The 17,784-nt window shown below is 33.0% G+C and carries 16 protein-coding genes; 6 read left to right on the forward strand and 10 right to left on the reverse strand.

What is annotated here, in order from left to right; all coding sequences use genetic code 11:
* Nucleotides 1-3 precede the first annotated feature (3 nt).
* Nucleotides 4-1,114, forward strand: a protein-coding gene (gene prfB, locus Fokcrypt_RS02105; RefSeq protein ID WP_410519722.1) for a peptide chain release factor 2 whose coding sequence is annotated in 2 segments (ribosomal slippage) — nt 4-81 and nt 83-1,114 — 1,110 coding nt in all. Because the reading frame shifts where the segments join, the coding sequence is not laid out codon by codon here.
* An 84-nt stretch (nt 1,115-1,198) separates the two neighbouring features.
* Here the strand turns inward: prfB and Fokcrypt_RS02110 are convergent.
* Together Fokcrypt_RS02110 and Fokcrypt_RS02115 are read right to left on the reverse strand one after the other, a co-directional pair.
* Nucleotides 1,199-1,759 carry an LOG family protein gene (locus Fokcrypt_RS02110; protein ID WP_323721890.1) on the reverse strand — a complete coding sequence of 187 codons (561 nt, stop codon included), beginning with the start codon at nt 1,757-1,759 and terminating at the stop codon, nt 1,199-1,201.
* Between the two features lie 109 nt (nt 1,760-1,868).
* Entirely contained in the window at nt 1,869-2,549 is a 681-nt protein-coding gene (locus tag Fokcrypt_RS02115) for an HAD family hydrolase (RefSeq protein ID WP_323721891.1), read from the reverse strand.
* A gap of 159 nt (nt 2,550-2,708) precedes the next feature.
* Between Fokcrypt_RS02115 and Fokcrypt_RS02120 the strand changes: the two genes are divergently transcribed.
* Both Fokcrypt_RS02120 and smpB read left to right on the forward strand, forming a co-directional pair.
* A complete protein-coding gene (locus Fokcrypt_RS02120; RefSeq protein WP_323721892.1) occupies nt 2,709-3,266 on the forward strand; it encodes a CvpA family protein in 558 nt (185 codons plus the stop codon).
* The gene (gene smpB / locus Fokcrypt_RS02125; RefSeq protein WP_323721893.1) at nt 3,256-3,705 is read left to right on the forward strand and encodes an SsrA-binding protein SmpB; all 450 of its coding nucleotides are present in this window, start codon (nt 3,256-3,258) and stop codon (nt 3,703-3,705) included. Before Fokcrypt_RS02120 ends, smpB begins: the two co-directional genes overlap by 11 nt.
* A gap of 148 nt (nt 3,706-3,853) precedes the next feature.
* On the opposite strand, the gene truA is transcribed toward smpB, so the two are convergent.
* The 7 genes from truA to Fokcrypt_RS02160 form a co-directional block, all read right to left on the reverse strand.
* Nucleotides 3,854-4,615 (reverse strand): tRNA pseudouridine(38-40) synthase TruA, encoded by a 762-nt coding sequence (gene truA / locus Fokcrypt_RS02130; RefSeq protein WP_323721894.1) that lies wholly within the window; start codon nt 4,613-4,615, stop codon nt 3,854-3,856.
* Nucleotides 4,616-5,276: 661 nt separating this feature from the next.
* The gene (locus Fokcrypt_RS02135; protein WP_323721895.1) at nt 5,277-5,804 is read right to left on the reverse strand and encodes an outer membrane lipoprotein; all 528 of its coding nucleotides are present in this window, start codon (nt 5,802-5,804) and stop codon (nt 5,277-5,279) included.
* Nucleotides 5,805-6,002: 198 nt separating this feature from the next.
* Nucleotides 6,003-6,434 carry a hypothetical protein gene (locus Fokcrypt_RS02140; protein WP_323721896.1) on the reverse strand — a complete coding sequence of 144 codons (432 nt, stop codon included), beginning with the start codon at nt 6,432-6,434 and terminating at the stop codon, nt 6,003-6,005.
* A gap of 291 nt (nt 6,435-6,725) precedes the next feature.
* Complete coding sequence (locus tag Fokcrypt_RS02145; RefSeq protein ID WP_323721897.1) at nt 6,726-7,487, reverse strand: substrate-binding periplasmic protein; 762 nt, start codon at nt 7,485-7,487, stop codon at nt 6,726-6,728.
* Between the two features lie 75 nt (nt 7,488-7,562).
* Nucleotides 7,563-9,446 (reverse strand): DNA mismatch repair endonuclease MutL, encoded by a 1,884-nt coding sequence (gene mutL, locus Fokcrypt_RS02150; protein ID WP_323721898.1) that lies wholly within the window; start codon nt 9,444-9,446, stop codon nt 7,563-7,565.
* Nucleotides 9,447-9,537: 91 nt separating this feature from the next.
* Nucleotides 9,538-10,542, reverse strand: a complete 1,005-nt coding sequence (truB, locus tag Fokcrypt_RS02155) for a tRNA pseudouridine(55) synthase TruB (RefSeq protein WP_323721899.1) — start codon at nt 10,540-10,542, stop codon at nt 9,538-9,540.
* Between the two features lie 2 nt (nt 10,543-10,544).
* Nucleotides 10,545-11,153 carry a 50S ribosomal protein L25 gene (locus Fokcrypt_RS02160; RefSeq protein ID WP_323721900.1) on the reverse strand — a complete coding sequence of 203 codons (609 nt, stop codon included), beginning with the start codon at nt 11,151-11,153 and terminating at the stop codon, nt 10,545-10,547.
* 149 nt (nt 11,154-11,302) lie between these two features.
* Here Fokcrypt_RS02160 and Fokcrypt_RS02165 point away from each other — a divergent pair, with 149 nt between their 5' ends.
* Together Fokcrypt_RS02165 and Fokcrypt_RS02170 are read left to right on the forward strand one after the other, a co-directional pair.
* A complete protein-coding gene (locus Fokcrypt_RS02165; protein ID WP_323721901.1) occupies nt 11,303-14,827 on the forward strand; it encodes a type IV secretion system protein in 3,525 nt (1,174 codons plus the stop codon).
* 110 nt (nt 14,828-14,937) lie between these two features.
* Nucleotides 14,938-15,426, forward strand: a complete 489-nt coding sequence (locus tag Fokcrypt_RS02170; RefSeq protein ID WP_323721902.1) for a thioredoxin family protein — start codon at nt 14,938-14,940, stop codon at nt 15,424-15,426.
* A gap of 2 nt (nt 15,427-15,428) precedes the next feature.
* Here Fokcrypt_RS02170 and cysS read toward each other — a convergent pair whose 3' ends face one another.
* A complete protein-coding gene (gene cysS / locus Fokcrypt_RS02175; protein WP_323721903.1) occupies nt 15,429-16,907 on the reverse strand; it encodes a cysteine--tRNA ligase in 1,479 nt (492 codons plus the stop codon).
* Between the two features lie 84 nt (nt 16,908-16,991).
* On the opposite strand from cysS, the gene Fokcrypt_RS02180 reads away from it, so the two are divergent.
* Entirely contained in the window at nt 16,992-17,774 is a 783-nt protein-coding gene (locus tag Fokcrypt_RS02180) for a hypothetical protein (protein ID WP_323721904.1), read from the forward strand.
* The last annotated feature ends 10 nt before the right edge of the window (nt 17,775-17,784 follow it).

Below are 17,784 nucleotides of genomic sequence, written 5' to 3' on the forward strand. Positions count from 1 at the left end.
GTAATGTCTTTAGAAGTTGTAAGTGCAAAAAGATTGCAGGAATTAATAGCAGAGTCGATAGGTGTGATACAGAGGTTTCTTTGAAGTAAATAATGTTATAAAGGAGTTGGAACAACTCGATAATAAAATACAATCTCAAGATTTATGGAGTGATGCTAAAGTAGCTTCTTCGTTATTGAAAAGGCGGAGTGTTCTCAGCGAGTATGTGAATAATTATAAAAGCATAGTAGACGAGTTTCAGGTACTAGTTGAGCTTGCTAATGAATCTGGTGAAGATGAAGTGGATACAAAAATTTATGAAGAACTGCATAGGATACAAAAATTTGCTCGTGATATAGAAATTGCTACTTTATTTAGAGAGGAGCAGGACTACGGTAGCTGCATACTAGAGCTGCATTCTGGAGCAGGTGGTACAGAAAGTGATGATTGGGCGGAAATGTTATTAAGGATGTATTCAAGATGGGCAGAAAATAAACATTATTCTATTACAGTCTCTTACATGTTGCATGGAGAGGAAGCTGGAATAAAGTCTGCAACATTGAAAATAGAAGGTAAGATGGTTTATGGTTTGCTTAAGACGGAGAGTGGTATTCATAGATTAGTAAGAATTTCCCCTTTTAATAAGGAGAGAAAAAGACATACTAGTTTTGCTAGTGTTAGCGTAGTGCCTTTAGTTGACGATGATTTTAGCATAGATATCAATGAATCTGACTTGCGGATCGATACTTATAGATCATCCGGAGCAGGGGGGCAACATGTCAATACAACAGATAGTGCTGTTAGAGTAGTGCATATTCCAAGTGGAATTACGGTGCAATGTCAAAATAATAGATCTCAGCATAAAAATAAGGAAGAGTGTATGCGAATGTTAAGATCTAAATTATATGCATTAGAACTCAAACGTAGAAATGAAGCAAAGAGTAATATGGAAGGAGAAAAGTTGCAGATAGGTTGGGGTTCACAAATACGTTCTTATGTTCTACATCCATATCAGATGGTTAAGGATTTGAGAACTAACTATAGTGAAGGGAATGCACAGAAAGTGCTTGATGGTGATATAGATGATTTCATAAAGCACACTTTACGCTACACACTTTCTAATGAAGAAGGATGAAGGAAATGGAACGCGATAATAGTCAATTATAAAGTAATAGGATGGGAATGCTAATATTTTACTAAAAAAGAGAAGGCGTTCGTATCATTTGATTTTCTTACCGTTTATTTCAGCTATCGACTCTCTCATTTCATCTGCGTCGTTGATGATTGTATAATGTCTAGAGGAAAGACCAGAATCATCTAGCTCGCACAGTCCTATACTTTCTCCTTGCATGACTATACCTTTCCAAAAATTCTCATAATTCAGTAAAAAAAGCGGTTTTGAGTGCAAGCCTAGCTTTTTAGCTACTACAATCTCAAAAAACTCGTCCAAAGTACCGTATCCTCCCGGAAGAGTAAGAAATGCGTCTGATTTTTCTATCATTAAGTGTTTTCTCGAAAAGAGACAAGGAGTCAAAATCGATTCTGAGACGCCAGTATGTCTTTCGGATTCTATAAGAGATATTTCTGGAAAAATCCCTATTACTCTACCACCAAGGCTAAGAGCTGTATCTGCAAGAATTCCCATGAGCCCTTTGTTACCACCACCATAAATTATAGTGATATCAAGCTCGCAAAGGTGTTTGGCAACTTGAATTGCCAAATTCGTAAAATTTTGTGTTCCATTCTTTGCTCCACAAAAAACTCCTATACTTTTTATCATGCTTATATGAATTGAAAGATACTTTTGTGAATTGTATTCTGTGCAACAGAAAAGTGCAACAAAATGTATGGTAGCGGTGGTAATATAGTTGCGAAATATTAAATAAATATTATAAAAATCCCATTGTCTTAAGTTCCTGAAGCAACTCGCTTTCATTGTACATTATAGGGACATTCATTTCCTTTATCTTTTCTAAATATTCACTTCTTTTAGCATGACATCCTCCAACAAATGCTAATACTGGTATTTTAGCAGCAAGAGCTGCACTGATACCTGGAACACTATCTTCTATGACGACGCAGTATTGTGGTGCTGTATTACATTGCTCCACAGCATGCAAAAACAAATCTGGAAAAGGCTTAGGTCTGCCAACATCATTTGCTGTAAAGATTTTATTTTTATCAAAAAATTCACTCTGCTCTGTCTTTTTTAATATTTTCTCAATTATATTTGAATTATTATTAGAGGCAATGCATTTTTTAGTATTTTTCTGATGCAGTGCTTTTATTACATTTAATATCAGTGGTTGCGCTTCTTCAGTTACTGCTTTATTCATTTCATTTAGCCATTCTTTTGTAAAATGTTCTGGTAATGATAATCCATGCTCCTCTAATAAAACTATTACGCTTTGAAAATGTTGTCCGAAAAGGCTACCTAATATCTGCCTTGCTTGGGCATTTTTTATATCATCAAAAGGAAGGTTTTCAAGTTTTTGTTGATTGATTTTGGCTACTACTATCTCGCTATTAACTATCACTCCGTCAAAATCAAATATTACTACTTTATTCATTTTATCTTTATAATTTGTAATAACCTTTAATTGTCTTTTGCTATTTTCATAATGTCAAGATATAAATTAATACTAATTTGATATCTGAGAGATAACTAAATTGAGTATATGATTTTTACATTGCATATGTTATACTCCACTAAAATTAATTCTTAAACCGTGAATCCGGTATACGTTTTCGATTGCATAGCAGTATTCGTTATAGTAGTTTCTGTATTTGCTGGGTGGAGTCGTGGCTTTATAGCTTCTGCCTTAAGTTTTGCAGGATGGTTTTTATCAATATTTTTAACTTATATAGGTTATCCATTTATTGAGCCATTTTTAAGAGAAAGGTTTCATTCTGATGTAGTAGTGTTTGCGATAGGTTATGTTGGGACGCTTTTTGGGTTATTGGTAGTTATAGGGCTGTTTAATTTATTCGTGGTTAGTGCCTTAAAGCCTATTGTAGGAAATATACTTGACAAGTCATTAGGATTAGTATTTGGAATTGGGCGAGGGATAGCTATATGTATGGTTGGATTAATTATGGTGTACGCTGTATATGCTGCCTATTCGAAGAAAGAATATCATATAGCTAAAGGGGAGATGTCAGAATTTCTTAATATAAGTAATGTCTTTTTTATAGTAGATAAATCACATGATATAGTGTTTTTCATGATGCCGAATCAGATGGCTGACGATATATTAAAAATTGGAGTTCAAAAAGATGATATATAAGTTCAACATATCTAGAAATAGAAAAGCGTATCACGATTATGTTGTAGATGGAACTTATGAAGCTGGTATAGTGTTACGCGGCAGTGAGGTAAAATCATTGCGTAAAAATAAGACTTCACTGAGTGAGTCATATGGTGGACTGATAAAAGGAGAATTGTTCTTGTTGAATCTATATATACCTCAGTATGAGTGTTCAACCGCTTTCTTAGTAGATTCCAGACGACCAAAAAAACTATTACTGCATAAGAGAGAAATTAATCGCATTATAGGTAAAATGAAAAAAAATCACATTACCGTTATACCGTTAGAAATGTATTTAGACAAGAAAAGCTTAGTAAAGGTCACGATAGGGATATGTAAGGGAAAAACGAATTACGATAAAAGAGAATCTATAAAAAAACGAGATATCGAGAGGGAGATGAGGAGAAATCCAGAATAGAACTAAGTAATAATGTTTATTAATAAATTTGCTAATAATTTTTTATTATACTTTATTTAAAAGTCATTTCTTTACAAAAATATTATAGTGTCTTATATTTCGTTTTTTTACCAAAGATAATAAATTTTATATTTATAATATTATTTTATTAATAAAATATTTCTTTAAGATATAACCCATGAGATGGTGCCATTACGTGGCATTCTTTTCTCGATTTATCTTCTAAAATGGTGGCTAATTTTTTTATATCCCATTTTCCACTTCCTATACAAAATAATCCTCCTACTAGTAGCCTTACCTGATTGTGTAGAAAAGATTTTGCTCCAAATTCTATATTAATGATTTTACCTAGAGGGAATTTGGGTTCAGAAATATTGATGTAATCAATAGTCTTTACTGGTGACTTTGCCTGACATTTTGGAGAGCGGAATGCTGTAAAATCATGTGTACCTATAAATATGGTAGTAGCCTCTTTCATTGCTGGTATATTTAATTCTAGATTGAAAATATGCCATACCTTATCATGAAATAGAGTAGTAGGAGCATTGCGATTTAGTATATTATATGAGTATATGCGTTGTTTGGCAGAGAATCTTGCATCAAAAGTACGTTCGACGTTTTCTATATCAAGTATAACTATGCCGGTATCTTTCAGAAAATGATTGAAAGTTGTACAAATTTTCTTGGATTCTAAGAGTATATCAGTATCAAAATGTGCTACTTGATTAAGAGCGTGTACTCCACTATCGGTACGTCCAGCGACAAATAGTGATATATTTTTATGAAGAATAGTAGAGAAAATTTCTTCTAATTTCTGTTGTACGCTGATGCCATGATGAAATGGCTGTTTTTGCCATCCTATGAATCTGGAACCGTCATATTCCAACCTTACCTTATATCTATATAGCATATGTATTGTAGAGATATTTTTAGAGATCTAATTTTAAGTATGAATATATATACTTTTTGCTTATTTTTTTATATAAATTTTTAGTGTTTTTCTTTATAAATAGAAAGATCGTGTCGTTCATATATGAATATCTGTCAAAATAGATAAGATAAAAAAATCATTAAATATGAGAAGATTTTTTGATTGCTATTCGATGGAGTCAATTATTTTATAGAGCGAAAATGTGTCCTTTCTACTTTATGATTAATAATATTATTATTTATACTTAGTATTTATCTAAATAACAGATAAACAAGTTGATAAAAAATTGTGATATCCTAATTTAATCTTACTATTTATTGAAGGAGAACACGGATAGCTGTATTTCCTCGGAATTTTGTTGATATTGCACCGTATTTTAATATCTCATAAAGCTTCTTTGCAATAGCGAAATGTCTAAGCTTAGTGAATTGACTGGTCGATTAGAGAACGTTGAAGAATGAAAAAAAAGAGCATAGATAAAACGATAGATTTTCCTTTTACGTTATCAGTCCACCTCAAAAGTAAGAAAATTATTGAGAGTATTGCTTGTGATAGAGAGTTTTATAGTGCAATCTTTTATGCTTACTAACAAAGAAAAAAATAGTAAAAGTAAAATTTCCATACCAAAACTTGTATATATTTATTTTATAGGAATTACACGCATATTACCATTACCTGAGATGAGGACATATACATCTTGACCTACTAGAAGAGATTTATCTTCTTTCTGCACTACTACTACTAAGCCTGTTGATTTGATAGCATTTACAGTATTAAGAAATGCAGCACCCCTCATTGTATCAGCATCTTGATTCAGATTTGATGTATCAATCTTTATAACATATTCACTTCCGCTATTATTTTTTGCCGTTTCTGAAGCTGCATATCCAACCGTGCCTCCTATTATTGCTCCAAGTATCGTACTTTCTGCGCTATGTCCAATGCCAGCTCCAGCGATACTACCTATAGCAGCACCTCCAGCAACAGCGCTACCACTATTATTTTTATCACTTTCTATTGCGATTTTTCTTACAGATACAACTTTTCCAAGTACAGCTATCCCACCTTCATAGGAATTTTGATAAACGTCTATAGCACTCTGATTTGAGCAACTTACGAGAATAATACTCAATATTGGTAGAAGACGAGAAAATATAGAAAAGAGCACGAGAAATTCATAATAAATAGATGTACAACGATCAAAGATATATCTGAAATAGTTTATGTCAAGATTGTATCCAAAAAATTTATAACATATCTATGCCTTTCCTCTTAAAAGAGATTATTAAAATTTATAAATATTAAAATAATAGCTCAATATCATCGATTATCTGCATACTGATGTTCTGAATCCATCTTCCATCTGTTAATTATTGTTTCTATCTCTGAGAATCACATCCATATCACCATAAGAATTGATGAGGACATATACATCCGTACCTATCGGAAGAAATCCGCCTCTTATTTGTGTCACTACTGCTAAACCAGTTGATTTAATAGCATCTAAAGTGTCAAGAAATGCAGGTGTTTTCTCATATTTCTTCAGATGTGATGTATTAATTTTTGATGCATCAACTTTTATCACATATTCAAATCCCATTCTATCATAACCCATAACCGCTTTTGTTACAGACATAATTTTTCCAGATACAGCAAACCTACTATCTCCCCAACTTGATCGATCAGCAGTGTACACAAAATCTGTGGCATCAAAAGGTACTTGAACATTCTGCTCTGAGCAACTCACGAGGATAATACTCAATATGGGTAAAAGACGAGCAAATATAGAAAACAGCATGACGTTAATAGTAAACAAAAATACAATCGCTAATTCTGTATCTTAAATATGAATTCATGTCAATATTGCATATGATCGGATTATCCACATATTGATGTTCTGAACCTATTCCCCATCCTTTAATTATTGTTTCTACTCTCCATCTTTTTTCATTTAGATATTCTAAGAGTTTAGAATGTACTCATATGCCTTTCTTAAAAAGAGTCATCCAATCTCATAACTTAGCGATATCATTCAATCTCGCAGCTTGGTGATATCATTCAACCTCATAACTTGATTTATTAAATAGTGTTACCGATTATCTGCATACTGATGTTCTGAATCCATCTTCCATCTTTTAATTATTGTATCTACTTCTCCATCTTCTTTCATTTTTAAAAGAACGGTATTTAATTCTTTTATGAATTTATCATCATTCTTCGTTACCATAACATATTCATGTTTTGTATTTGGTATGCTTTCGTAGTATAACCAATAACTGCGTCTAGATATTCTATAAGCAGTGTGTAGATTAGTAACAATCATTTGAATTTTTTCATCTTCCAATTCTTCAGCAGAGATTCTTAGATTGCCTTTTTTTGTAATGATAGAGTCGTGAAAGTTTTCTTTAGTCCACTTTTCATATATTACGCCCTCTTGAGTAGAGATATTTCTTCCAATAAAGGAATTCCCATCATCTAGTGATATACCTTTTTTTAGTACTACTCCTATCTGTCCAGACATATAAGAAATGGAATGTGATGTCGCATTTGCTTGAGCATCTTCTTGATTGATAGCGCCAATAGCTACATCAACTTTTCCTGATTTTATAAGTGAAAACATATTATTGAAAGTACCAGCATCTTTTATGACTACGGTCTTACCCATTTTTCTTGCTGCCACTGTAATTAATTCTATATCAAACCCCCTTAATTGCCCATATTCCATAAATGTAAAAGGAGGTAAGTGAGATGATACAGCGACTAATATTGTGTCATCATCACGACTGTTACAACTCACGATGAAAAGTGGAATAATTGCTAATAATGTAAATAGTCTTAAAATTCTACTCATTGGAAGTGGTAAAGCTCAAATTACTAGGAAATGGTACTAAAAAATGCATTTTTATTCAATAAGCACAGAAGGGTGTTATCTTTGGAATATCTTTAATAAAGAATCTTGAGTTACTTTAAGGTATGTCGGGCGACCATGATTGCATTGTGAAGTGAAGTCATATTTTTCCATTTCTCGTAATAATATATACATCTCTTCCTTAGATAATTTTTTCCCTTTTAGTATACTGCTATGGCATGCAACTTCATTATATACTTCTATAATAGCGTTTTCTTGAATTTCCCCTATAAGTTCTGAATTCTGAGCGATATGATTTAAAATTTGAATTACTTTTTTACATGGAGAAATACTTGGTAATATTTGTAGGAAAATCGGTATACCAATAATATGTATTACGTCTTGTATAATGCTTACCTTAATTCCGAATTTTAATAAAGTGTCGTGTTGTTCCATTATAATAGCAGCTTCAGAGCCCGATATATCAGTAGAAAATGGTAGTAGTAAATTTTGCATTTCCAATTTTTCTTTATAAGATAGTGCTTCTTTCATTTTTTCTAACATTATTCTTTCATGTGATGCGTGTTGCTCTATAACAAATAAATCATTCGTATCTGGATTATGAGAGATTATGAATAGATTTGATATCTGACATATAGGATTACCGAAATAGTACTTTTTTTCATTTAATTGTAATTTAGAAATTTTCTGTTCAGGTGGCTTATCAATTACTGTATGTTTGGGAGTTTTTTCAGAAAATTGTCCTGACATATCGTTATCATTTTCTTTGCTACGATATCCATATGTATCGTAAGCTTCATATTCTCTACTTATGTAATGAGATGCGTTATGATTTGAGTACAGAAGACTTTCGGTAAGAGAATTAGTAATATGACAAGAGGATAATGCTTCACGTATTGAATTGATTACGGAATTTTTTATCAAGGTAATATTGCTGAATTTTACCTCTATCTTATGAGGGTGTATATTAACGTCTACATATTCTGGTAGAATTTCGATAAACAATATTGCCACCGGCTTTACGTTATGTGATATTAAGCCATTATATGCAGCTTTGATGAAACCAATTATACTATAGTCGTGAACTAATCTTCCATTTATAAATATGATGGATTTCTGTTTTCTTATCGGAGGGGTATAAGTAGGTATAGTAGTATATCCGCTTATCTTTATTTCTTTCGAAAATCCAACGTATGAAATTGTAGCAATATTATTAGCGAATTCAGTACCAAATATATTAATTATTCTATGTTTTAAAATATCATTACCAGATTGTGCATTAGTCGTGTCGAATAGTAATTTTGAGTCAGAAAGTAATTTAAAATTGCAATTCTGATATGCAAGAGCTATAGAGTGCATAAATTGCACTATGTTATGTAATTCGATATTATTATTTTTGAGAAAACGTAATTTGTTAGGTGTGGATGCAAATAATCCTTTCACCTCTATTGTAGTGCCATTTGCTCTACTCTTAGGAAGTGCAAGATCTAATATTTTTTCTTGTGCTTTGGTTGTGATAGGGATGTTATTGAGTAGTATATCTTTTTCATCCGATAGTGAAGATAATGATAGTTCCCAAGCATGACTTTCTTCTATAGTTTTTGTAATTATTGTTACGTCAGCTACTGCTAATATAGAAGCTAAAGCTTCTCCTCTAAATCCAAGATACTGTATATTATAGATACTCTCATCTTGTAATTTCGAAGTAGCATGTCTGACAAAAGCCATACACAATTCATCTTTTTCAATACCGTACCCATTATCAGAAACCGATATAAAAGATTTACCTGCATCTTTGACCGAGACAGTGATTTCCGTAGCTTTAGAGTCTATAGAATTTTCTATAAGTTCTTTTATAACTGATAGCGGATTTTCTATCACTTCACCCGCCGCAATTTTACTAATAGATTGTGGGGAAAGTATTTTAATTTTTTTACTCAAAGAATCAGTGATTTTACGTTAGATTAAGCACTTCGAAGTCTAGATATAAAGATTGCTAATTAGAAGATAGAACATAATTTTTTTAAAAAACTTAAGAGAGAAATTTCTCTACTTTGAAATTACCACCAATTACATTTAAAATTGCTATCAACTCGTTTTGATTTGAAAATAAAATCGCTTTTTCAGTATAATCTCCAACTAGTGGCGATATTGTAGCTGGAGGATGATATATTGATCGTATATTAGTGCAATCGAGATGAGAAATATCTGAATTTCCCTCATACATATAGTGAGAAAAATGATTAAATAGGGTGTGTGCAGGTATAAGTCTTTCATAGAGTAAACGTAAACCATACTCTATGAGTTCCTCATCCAATGCAGTATTCTTCATATTGCGCCATAGCTCATGGATGAACTTTTGAGATATTGTATCATTCGCATTAAACACACCTATTCCAGTTCTACGTAGGGTATGTATGTTACCGTAAGTATTTAATTTCCTAGCTATTTCTCTTGCAAAAGAACGTATGTAATATCCACTTCCACATTCTACTTTAAATTTTGATTTTGTTTGTGTGATGGCTCCTTCATATTTTATATCGTAGCATTGAACAAGTCTCGGTTTTTTTATGATTTTTTCGCCATTTCTAGCTTTTTGATATAATCTAACTCCATCTACCCTAACTGCTGAGAAATCAGGGGGGATTTGAGAGACGACACCTTTAAACGATGGTAAGATTTCTAATATTTCTCTATCGCTGGGAATTTGCTCGCAAAATCTTATTACTTTGCCGGTAGCATCGTCGGTATCCATTTCTTTTTGCCACTCTACAGTACAATCATAAGATTTTCTGAAGGAATGACAGTATTCTAGAAGTTTGGTAGCTCTTCCTATAGCGACAAGTAGTACACCAGAAGCTAGAGGATCCAGCGTTCCACTGTGACCAATTTTTAATTTTATTGGTATACACAGACTTTCTACTAATCTTCTTAGAGGGTACAAAGCACCATGGGAAGAAAAGCCCTCTGCCTTATCTAAAAACAAAAAACATCCCCTAGTAAAAAAGCTTTTTAAAAGTTCTCTTGTAGCAGTCACGACTATCCTTTTTTACCATATACAGTGAGAATACGTAAATTTTTAAGCGAGGAGACCGTTATTCCACTCGGTAGCACTATATCAGATGAATATCTTACATCTCCTACTTCCATACCAGTAACGCTTAATGAAACATAACTCGGAATATCACTTGAGTTGCAATAACAATCTATAGTCCTAAGGTGAAGATATGGAAAACCACCTTTTTTGATTCCGGGTGAAAGCAGATGATCCATGACCTTTATATTTAGTGGCACCTTTACCTTTTCTCCATCTGAAAATTTCTGCATTTCTAGAGAAATAATGCGTCCTGTAACTGGGTGTTTATGTACGCATTTAATTACAGACTTTAAAATCTGTTCAGAACCGTCTACCTTGATATACAAGATTCTAGAATCTAAGAGCTTCTTGCTAACCGCCAACTCTAATTCTTTTTGTGGAATGGAAAACAGCAGAGTTTCGGCTTTTTTTGTGTATATCGCTATGGGGATTGCACCTTCATTACGCAATTTTCTAGCGCTAGAAGTTCCTGTAATCTCACGTTTTTGACCTATCAACACGCAAGGTTGGTGATATTGCTCGTTTACAGCAAGATGAGAGCTCTCATGCATCTTTTATACAATAATCTGTTATAGTACACGCATATTACTAATATAATATTGCGCACCGTACAAAGTATGGGTACAATCTAGTACATCAGCAGTGGTTTTTCAAGCTCTTGTCATACATAAAGTGCTTGCTTGAGCGGAAGTATCTTTTTATGCTACTCTTCATTGGTAGTGTGTTGCTTCCGGAGTATTCATTTGCGGAAACTTTACCGCTCTATTCAAAATGCATTTTTGGATACGATAATAAGGCTGTACCGCAGGAAAGTGTGATAGTAACTCCACATGGATGTCAGAGTTTCTGTGATAGTAATTGCAGTATTTTTAATAAAGACGTAGATCCTCAAAATTTTTCTGCATGCTATTCATATTGCGTTCAGGGTTTACCGTACACCGGAAATCCTATAATTCAAGTCGCAACTTCTACTACAATATCGAATAGTAGCACGACATGTGCAACACAGTCTAATAGTGGTAATGTCGATTGCAGTAATATTGGAGCGCAAACTGTAAGTAAATACTATTATGGTGATGCTATTTCTGCTATAGGATGTCCTGGAGCAATCTTAGCAACTCCAGAAAGTTATACTCCATCCATACAGCAAGCAAGTGGTACATTTTCGTACTCTCAAGGTGCTAAATATAGCGAAATGGAAATTAGCATTTCATTCGAAACAGAGAATGCTGTTTGTCCAAATGGAAATTTATACGTTACATTAACACCGGTAATGTCAAATTTATTTCAAAGAGCTCCGGAGGGGGTTGTTGGTGGAAATGCTGCAGAAAATGCACTCAATAACGACATATATAATAAAAAATTAAATTTTAGTTTTGCAGCTAATGCAATTAATGCTGTTGCTAATTTTGGTACTACATCGAGTGATACGAGTGCAATGGGAGAATGGTGTCCCGATATCGATAATTTTGAGTCATGCTGGAATAATCAGTCCGGCAATAATAGCTATACATCTAATAGTGCGAGTGCAGATACTATACAGCAGAGTATGATGCATCCATGTTTTGCTGGATTTTTAAGTGCTCAAGCAAATATAAAGGGAGGTAATTCAATTATGGGTACAGGCAATTTAGTGGAGTACCTATACAATGTTGATCTAAGTTATATATACGGTAGCGATCATTATAATCCACAGTCTGATGCTAAAGCTGATCTCACTACAATAATATCTTATGTCAATAATAACAGCATGGCTAATGGCTCAAATCCTATAGTAGGGTGCTTTCCACAATGGAGATTAAATGGTCCTCCCGTTCCAATAGCAAGAAGTATGAGTGAAGAGCCAATATCATTACAAGTTGGAGATAGTTTTTCTATAACTTGGGGAGGCGACGTATTTGTGACTACAGTACTCTATAATTCAAACGGATTGTTAATGCCGATTTCTAAATTAAGTACTACTTCAACAAGCGACTCGGATATGCACTTGAATATGGGTCCTGCTGATAATGCTATGAGTTCTGATATTACTCGTAAAAGTGGTATTACAGATTTGAGAGATCTTACACATCTTGTCATGAATGGAAGTTCTTTGAAAGCTGATGTTGAGTTGAGTTACGAAGCGGCATCTACTTCGTCATGTACACCTCCAGCTCTGAAATTTACAATTACAGAGCTGCTAAATGCCTTAACAGGACTCACGATAGTATCTAATAGTGGTGATGTTTTCTTGCAAATGCCTCATTTTACTACAGGTAATGAAGGCGATTGTGGTAGTTATAGATATTGTCAAAGAGATAGTGGTAGTAGGGTGTTTGAATTTTGTACCAAATCAAGTAAGCCTATAATAGGACTATATGGGAATGTTCAGCAGAATGGTATAAAGATACAACCTAGTACTAAATCACAGGATAGAAAAGAGAAAAGAGGGCATCTATTTAAATGTAAACATGTATTAGATCCTGGCTTACCTGTATATACCTTTAGTGGGCAAATTGATACTGCGTTAGGGGCTTCTTCTATACAAATGCCACTTACTTATTTTGATAATAATAGCGACTTGGTTTTGCCATCGAATTTCCATCCTTCTTCGAGTGCAAATAAAGCGCCCAATCAATGTTATTCCTCTTCTAATTCATCAGGATATTTAGGTTTTTCTGGTGGATATCAAGCTACTATTCAATGGTGTGGCAATCGTCAAATTAATGGACAAGGATTACAGATAGCGATAGCAGATCCAAGTGTGCCTTTAGATTCATTGACGTGGCATACCTTACGTCCAGGTGCAAGTGGTAATAACTCGTCATCTAATGCTACAAACACCATTTCTATAGGAGGGGAAGAGCCTGACTTTATAATAACTGGCGTTAAAAACAATATGGTAACAATTGGAACTGAAAAAGGGACTTTCAAAGAAACGGGGACTTTAGAGCAAGATATCGATTATAATATATATTTTAGATTGGAGCCTGATTTATTTCATGTTACACGTAATAAGTATGGATATATTACTTACCCTCCAGTAGGTCAATATAAGTTTGGAGTATCCCAAAGATATCGTGGAGTCGCTACTTTGACTAGTGGAAACGCACCTCAAAATATATCATGGCCTCAAGCTGTAATTCAGAAGTTTCTCACTTTAATGTTTGGAAGTAATATTTGTTCCGTTACACAAAATACTCAAGTAAAGGATAACGATACTGGAGTTGTTTGGATTGTAATGAATGAAGCTAGTACAATAATTTCTCGGTATGTTTCGGTTATTATAGCGATTGCAATATTTGGTGCCGGAATAGGTTTTTTAGCGGGAGTTACTAAAGTTTCATTTTCTGAAGTGATAGCAGTTATAGCTAGGTTAATAATTGTTATGCTTTTAGTACAGCCTAATACTGTACAGCAAAGCATTGCACAGTATAGTTCTTCCAAGAATTTTACATTAAATGAACTGATAGCGAAAACTAGTATATGTAGTGGATTAATAGCAGCTAGTTATGTTACTCCAAGCATTAAATCTGATGGTAATGGAAATTATCAATACGAACCTTCTTTAAATGGAATATTCGAAGTTACCCTTGAAACGTGGTATGTACTTGTCTCGAGCAATACTTGGGTTAAAGTATGGTCATTAGTCGGTGTTGGTTTATGTGGCATAATGTTTGCAGGTATAATAATTACCGGTCTCGTATATTCTCTATTTTTAGTATGTATAACTATGCTTATGTACATCTATCTTGTAATAGGTATTGCAGTTGTTACTATTCCTATGCCACTTTTTGCTATTTGCTTGTTATTTTCATCTACAAGACCAATGGCGTATCAATATGGGAAAAAATTTATATGTTTTGCTTTATATGATGTTGCACTATCAGCCGGAGTTACATTGATAGATGTTGTAATTACTTCGATAGTACTTTCAACATTGTCATTTACAGTATGTGATGCGATATATGTGTTAAAAATACTTGGTATTCCGTTCCATATTAGTTCATGGGTTCCTTTAATTACTACTCATTCTCCACCTTCGGCTTCTACACTTTTACCAATTTCTGCTATGCAAGGGGGGTTGGCATTGTCTGCAGTAGGGTATGTAGGTGTGGGATTTGTGAAAAATTTATTATCTGTTATTGATAAAATAGTAGATCCAAATGGTGGTACTAGCGGTATGATTGTAGGAAGTGTGAACAAAATACAAAGTCAGGTCAAAGAAAGTGTTGGTATTAAATAGTAATCGATATAAGTATTTATTTTTATATATATTTTACATAGATATTGCGGACATGTTAAATATAATGTACACTCCCATACTGGAATGCTATTAACTTGTTGAAAGAAGTAATGAAGCGTATTTTTGTCTTGTGTACGTTGTTATGTATAGGGGTTTTATGTTGTAATACTTTCGCATTTTCGGCTCAAAATATACTTCAAGTCGTAGCTTTTGATGATGTATATAACGAACTTAATAGCAATAAAGAAAGAAAATTTATTGTATTCTTCACTTCATGGTGTGGTCATTGTAAAGACAAGCTTCCTGCAGTAATTAGTGCTATTGGCAAGATAGATGAAAAGTTTTACTTCATATCACTCGATGAAAATATTGAATATGCTGAGAATTTTCTTAAATCTTTGGAGATCAAAAAAGGCAAGAATATGAAATTTTTTATCTTTGATAATGAGGATAGCATAGCTAAATTTGTTTATCAGTTCACACCTACATATTCAGGTTCTGTTCCCTATCTCATAGTGCTTAATAGTGCTAATTCGCCTACATACGAGGGTGGGTTGTCAATAGAACATGTTATCGATGTTCTGAAGAGAAAAAGATAACACTACCATAATTTTTTATGCAATGTGAAGTTACCATCTTCATGATCTGATATTGAATATCCAGCATCTTCTATTTGGGATTTTATATTATCTCCCTGTTCCCAAAGCTTATTGTTCCTCAGAGTTTGTCGTGTTTGTGCTAATTTTATTAGCTCTTCGCAACTCGTTCCTTTTGTATCTTCAATTTTTTCTACGAATATTTTTATTTTTGAGAATTCCATAATATTAAATCCTAGTAAAATTAGTGATGAAAAGAAATCGATACATTCCTCAATACATATTGATGAAGTGCGTATTTTTTTAGATAACGAAGTGCTTTCCTGCTGTATATAAGATATTGCAAGTGATGAATTTATATCATCGCATAATGCTTTTAATACATCTTTATACTTGCCCGATGTAGTATTGTTTTTTCTCAATTCTTTGAGATTTATGTTTTCAAGATTATAAGCATATTTTTTAAAATGTTCCTGTATCATTTCGTTATCTAGTAATAGATCTACTACTACCGAAATTTTATATATACTTCTAAAAGCATTTTTAACAGCTGTAGAATTGTAATCTAGAGGCTTCCTATAATTTGTCGATAAGTAGAAAAATCTTATTACATTTCCAAATATTATTGGTAACTCTATGTTATCTAGGGATATTATATTACCAAGACTTTTGCTCATTTTTTCGCCTTTTACTGTGATAAATCCATTATGAAGCCAATATTTAGCATATTGTTCATCGTAATTGAGGCATTTTGCTTGAGCTAATTCATTTTCGTGATGCGGGAATAGTAAGTCTATTCCACCACCATGTATATCAAATGAGTTGCTTAAGTATTTTCTGCTCATTGCTACACATTCCGTATGCCATCCCGGTCTACCTCTACCCCAGGGGCTATCAAATGAATATTTCTCTTCTCCGATTTTTTCGTTTTTCCAAAGAGCGAAGTCAACAATATCTTTTTTCTGTGCTATAAACTGTTTTCTACTCCCGTGTACCATTTCTTCAATTTTTCTATGAGATAAAGAACCATATCGATTGTAAGAATTGACCTTAAAGAAAATTCCATCTTCGTTTTGATAAGCATATCCTTTATTTAGCAACTCTCGTATTACCTCAAACATCTCATGTAAATGTGAAGTAGCATGAGGTTCATGTTCAGGTTCCAGACAATGCAATCTTTTGAGAGAGTGTTTATATTCTTTTTTTATTTTTTCCGTTAAATCAGACGTTGAGATACCTAATTCAATGGCTTTTAGTATAATCTTATCATCTATATCTGTAATATTTCTTACATATGTCACGTTAGGATATAGGGATAGGAGCACTCTGAAAAGTAGATCGTACACTACTGCAGATCTAAGATTTCCTATGTGAGGAATATCGTATACTGTAGGGCCGCAAACATACATACTTATACGAGTTGGATCTAAAGGTATAAAAGATTCTAATTTGCCACTATGTGAATTGGTAAGTTTTAAGATCATTTCATTCGCTATATGTGTTGTGATTAAATGCTTAAATATGTAATATACAGTATAGATGCTAGTCGAATTAGAGTCTACGGTTAGATGTTTAGCGGAAAAATTTTAAAATTTGTGATATTCTTTACGCTGTATTCCTATGCAACATGTTTTGCGGATATTAATATATGCGTAATAGATGGTGAGGATATTAGTGTAAAGTTAGCGGATTTTATAGAGCTAAGTGCCAAAAAAAATACTTTAAATAAAAATAAAGTGATGGAAAAATATAATGTTGTGCATTTAAAATCTAAAATAGAGCTAAAAAAGCGTGATGATTGTTCATTATTCATAGGTTCTGAGAACGAAAACACTTCTGTGTACACAAATAAGAATATGCTTTATTTGGAGAAATTGCTTATTATAAAGTATGATGATTCCATTGCTTTTAATATTGACGGCTTAAAAGAAGCTAATATCTTATATAATTCGGAAGAAGTAGTTGATAATTTGACTTTATCTAATATTCAATATGGCACCGTCACTAGAGTTACAACTCATAATGCTTTGGAAAGAGTTTGTAAAAAAAGTGGTGAAATTGCCTTGATTATGCTAAATATACCACTAAGAGAGCTTCAGAAGGTCTTTAGAACTTGTTCGCTTACTATAGTGGATTACAATTCTTCTAACGATGCAGCTTATCAAACTTTAGACGGAGGAACATTTGTAAATAATCCTTTTAGTAGAAAAGTGCTTTCACATCCTGTTTATATGTTTGCAAAAGATAAGAAGTTAGCCGATTATATTATGAGTATTATAAAGACTAATGGTAGTATCGGTGAATATATGAGAAACATGTACTCTATTGAATTGAGTAGTGGAACTTTTTAGTTAATGAATT

This window comes from Candidatus Fokinia cryptica, assembly GCF_034359305.1.
GTDB classification, from domain to species: Bacteria; Pseudomonadota; Alphaproteobacteria; order Rickettsiales; family Midichloriaceae; genus Fokinia; species Fokinia crypta.

What these genes read in the sequence shown, in the direction of transcription:
- Fokcrypt_RS02110 (WP_323721890.1), bottom strand. Translation starts at nt 1,759, where the DNA reads ATGATAAAAAGTATAGGAGTTTTTTGTGGAGCAAAGAATGGAACACAA.
- Fokcrypt_RS02115 (WP_323721891.1), bottom strand. Translation starts at nt 2,549, where the DNA reads ATGAATAAAGTAGTAATATTTGATTTTGACGGAGTGATAGTTAATAGC.
- smpB (WP_323721893.1), top strand. Translation starts at nt 3,256, where the DNA reads ATGATATATAAGTTCAACATATCTAGAAATAGAAAAGCGTATCACGAT.
- truA (WP_323721894.1), bottom strand. Translation starts at nt 4,615, where the DNA reads ATGCTATATAGATATAAGGTAAGGTTGGAATATGACGGTTCCAGATTC.
- Fokcrypt_RS02140 (WP_323721896.1), bottom strand. Translation starts at nt 6,434, where the DNA reads ATGCTGTTTTCTATATTTGCTCGTCTTTTACCCATATTGAGTATTATC.
- Fokcrypt_RS02145 (WP_323721897.1), bottom strand. Translation starts at nt 7,487, where the DNA reads ATGAGTAGAATTTTAAGACTATTTACATTATTAGCAATTATTCCACTT.
- Fokcrypt_RS02160 (WP_323721900.1), bottom strand. Translation starts at nt 11,153, where the DNA reads ATGCATGAGAGCTCTCATCTTGCTGTAAACGAGCAATATCACCAACCT.
- Fokcrypt_RS02165 (WP_323721901.1), top strand. Translation starts at nt 11,303, where the DNA reads ATGCTACTCTTCATTGGTAGTGTGTTGCTTCCGGAGTATTCATTTGCG.
- Fokcrypt_RS02170 (WP_323721902.1), top strand. Translation starts at nt 14,938, where the DNA reads ATGAAGCGTATTTTTGTCTTGTGTACGTTGTTATGTATAGGGGTTTTA.
- cysS (WP_323721903.1), bottom strand. Translation starts at nt 16,907, where the DNA reads ATGATCTTAAAACTTACCAATTCACATAGTGGCAAATTAGAATCTTTT.
- Fokcrypt_RS02180 (WP_323721904.1), top strand. Translation starts at nt 16,992, where the DNA reads ATGTTTAGCGGAAAAATTTTAAAATTTGTGATATTCTTTACGCTGTAT.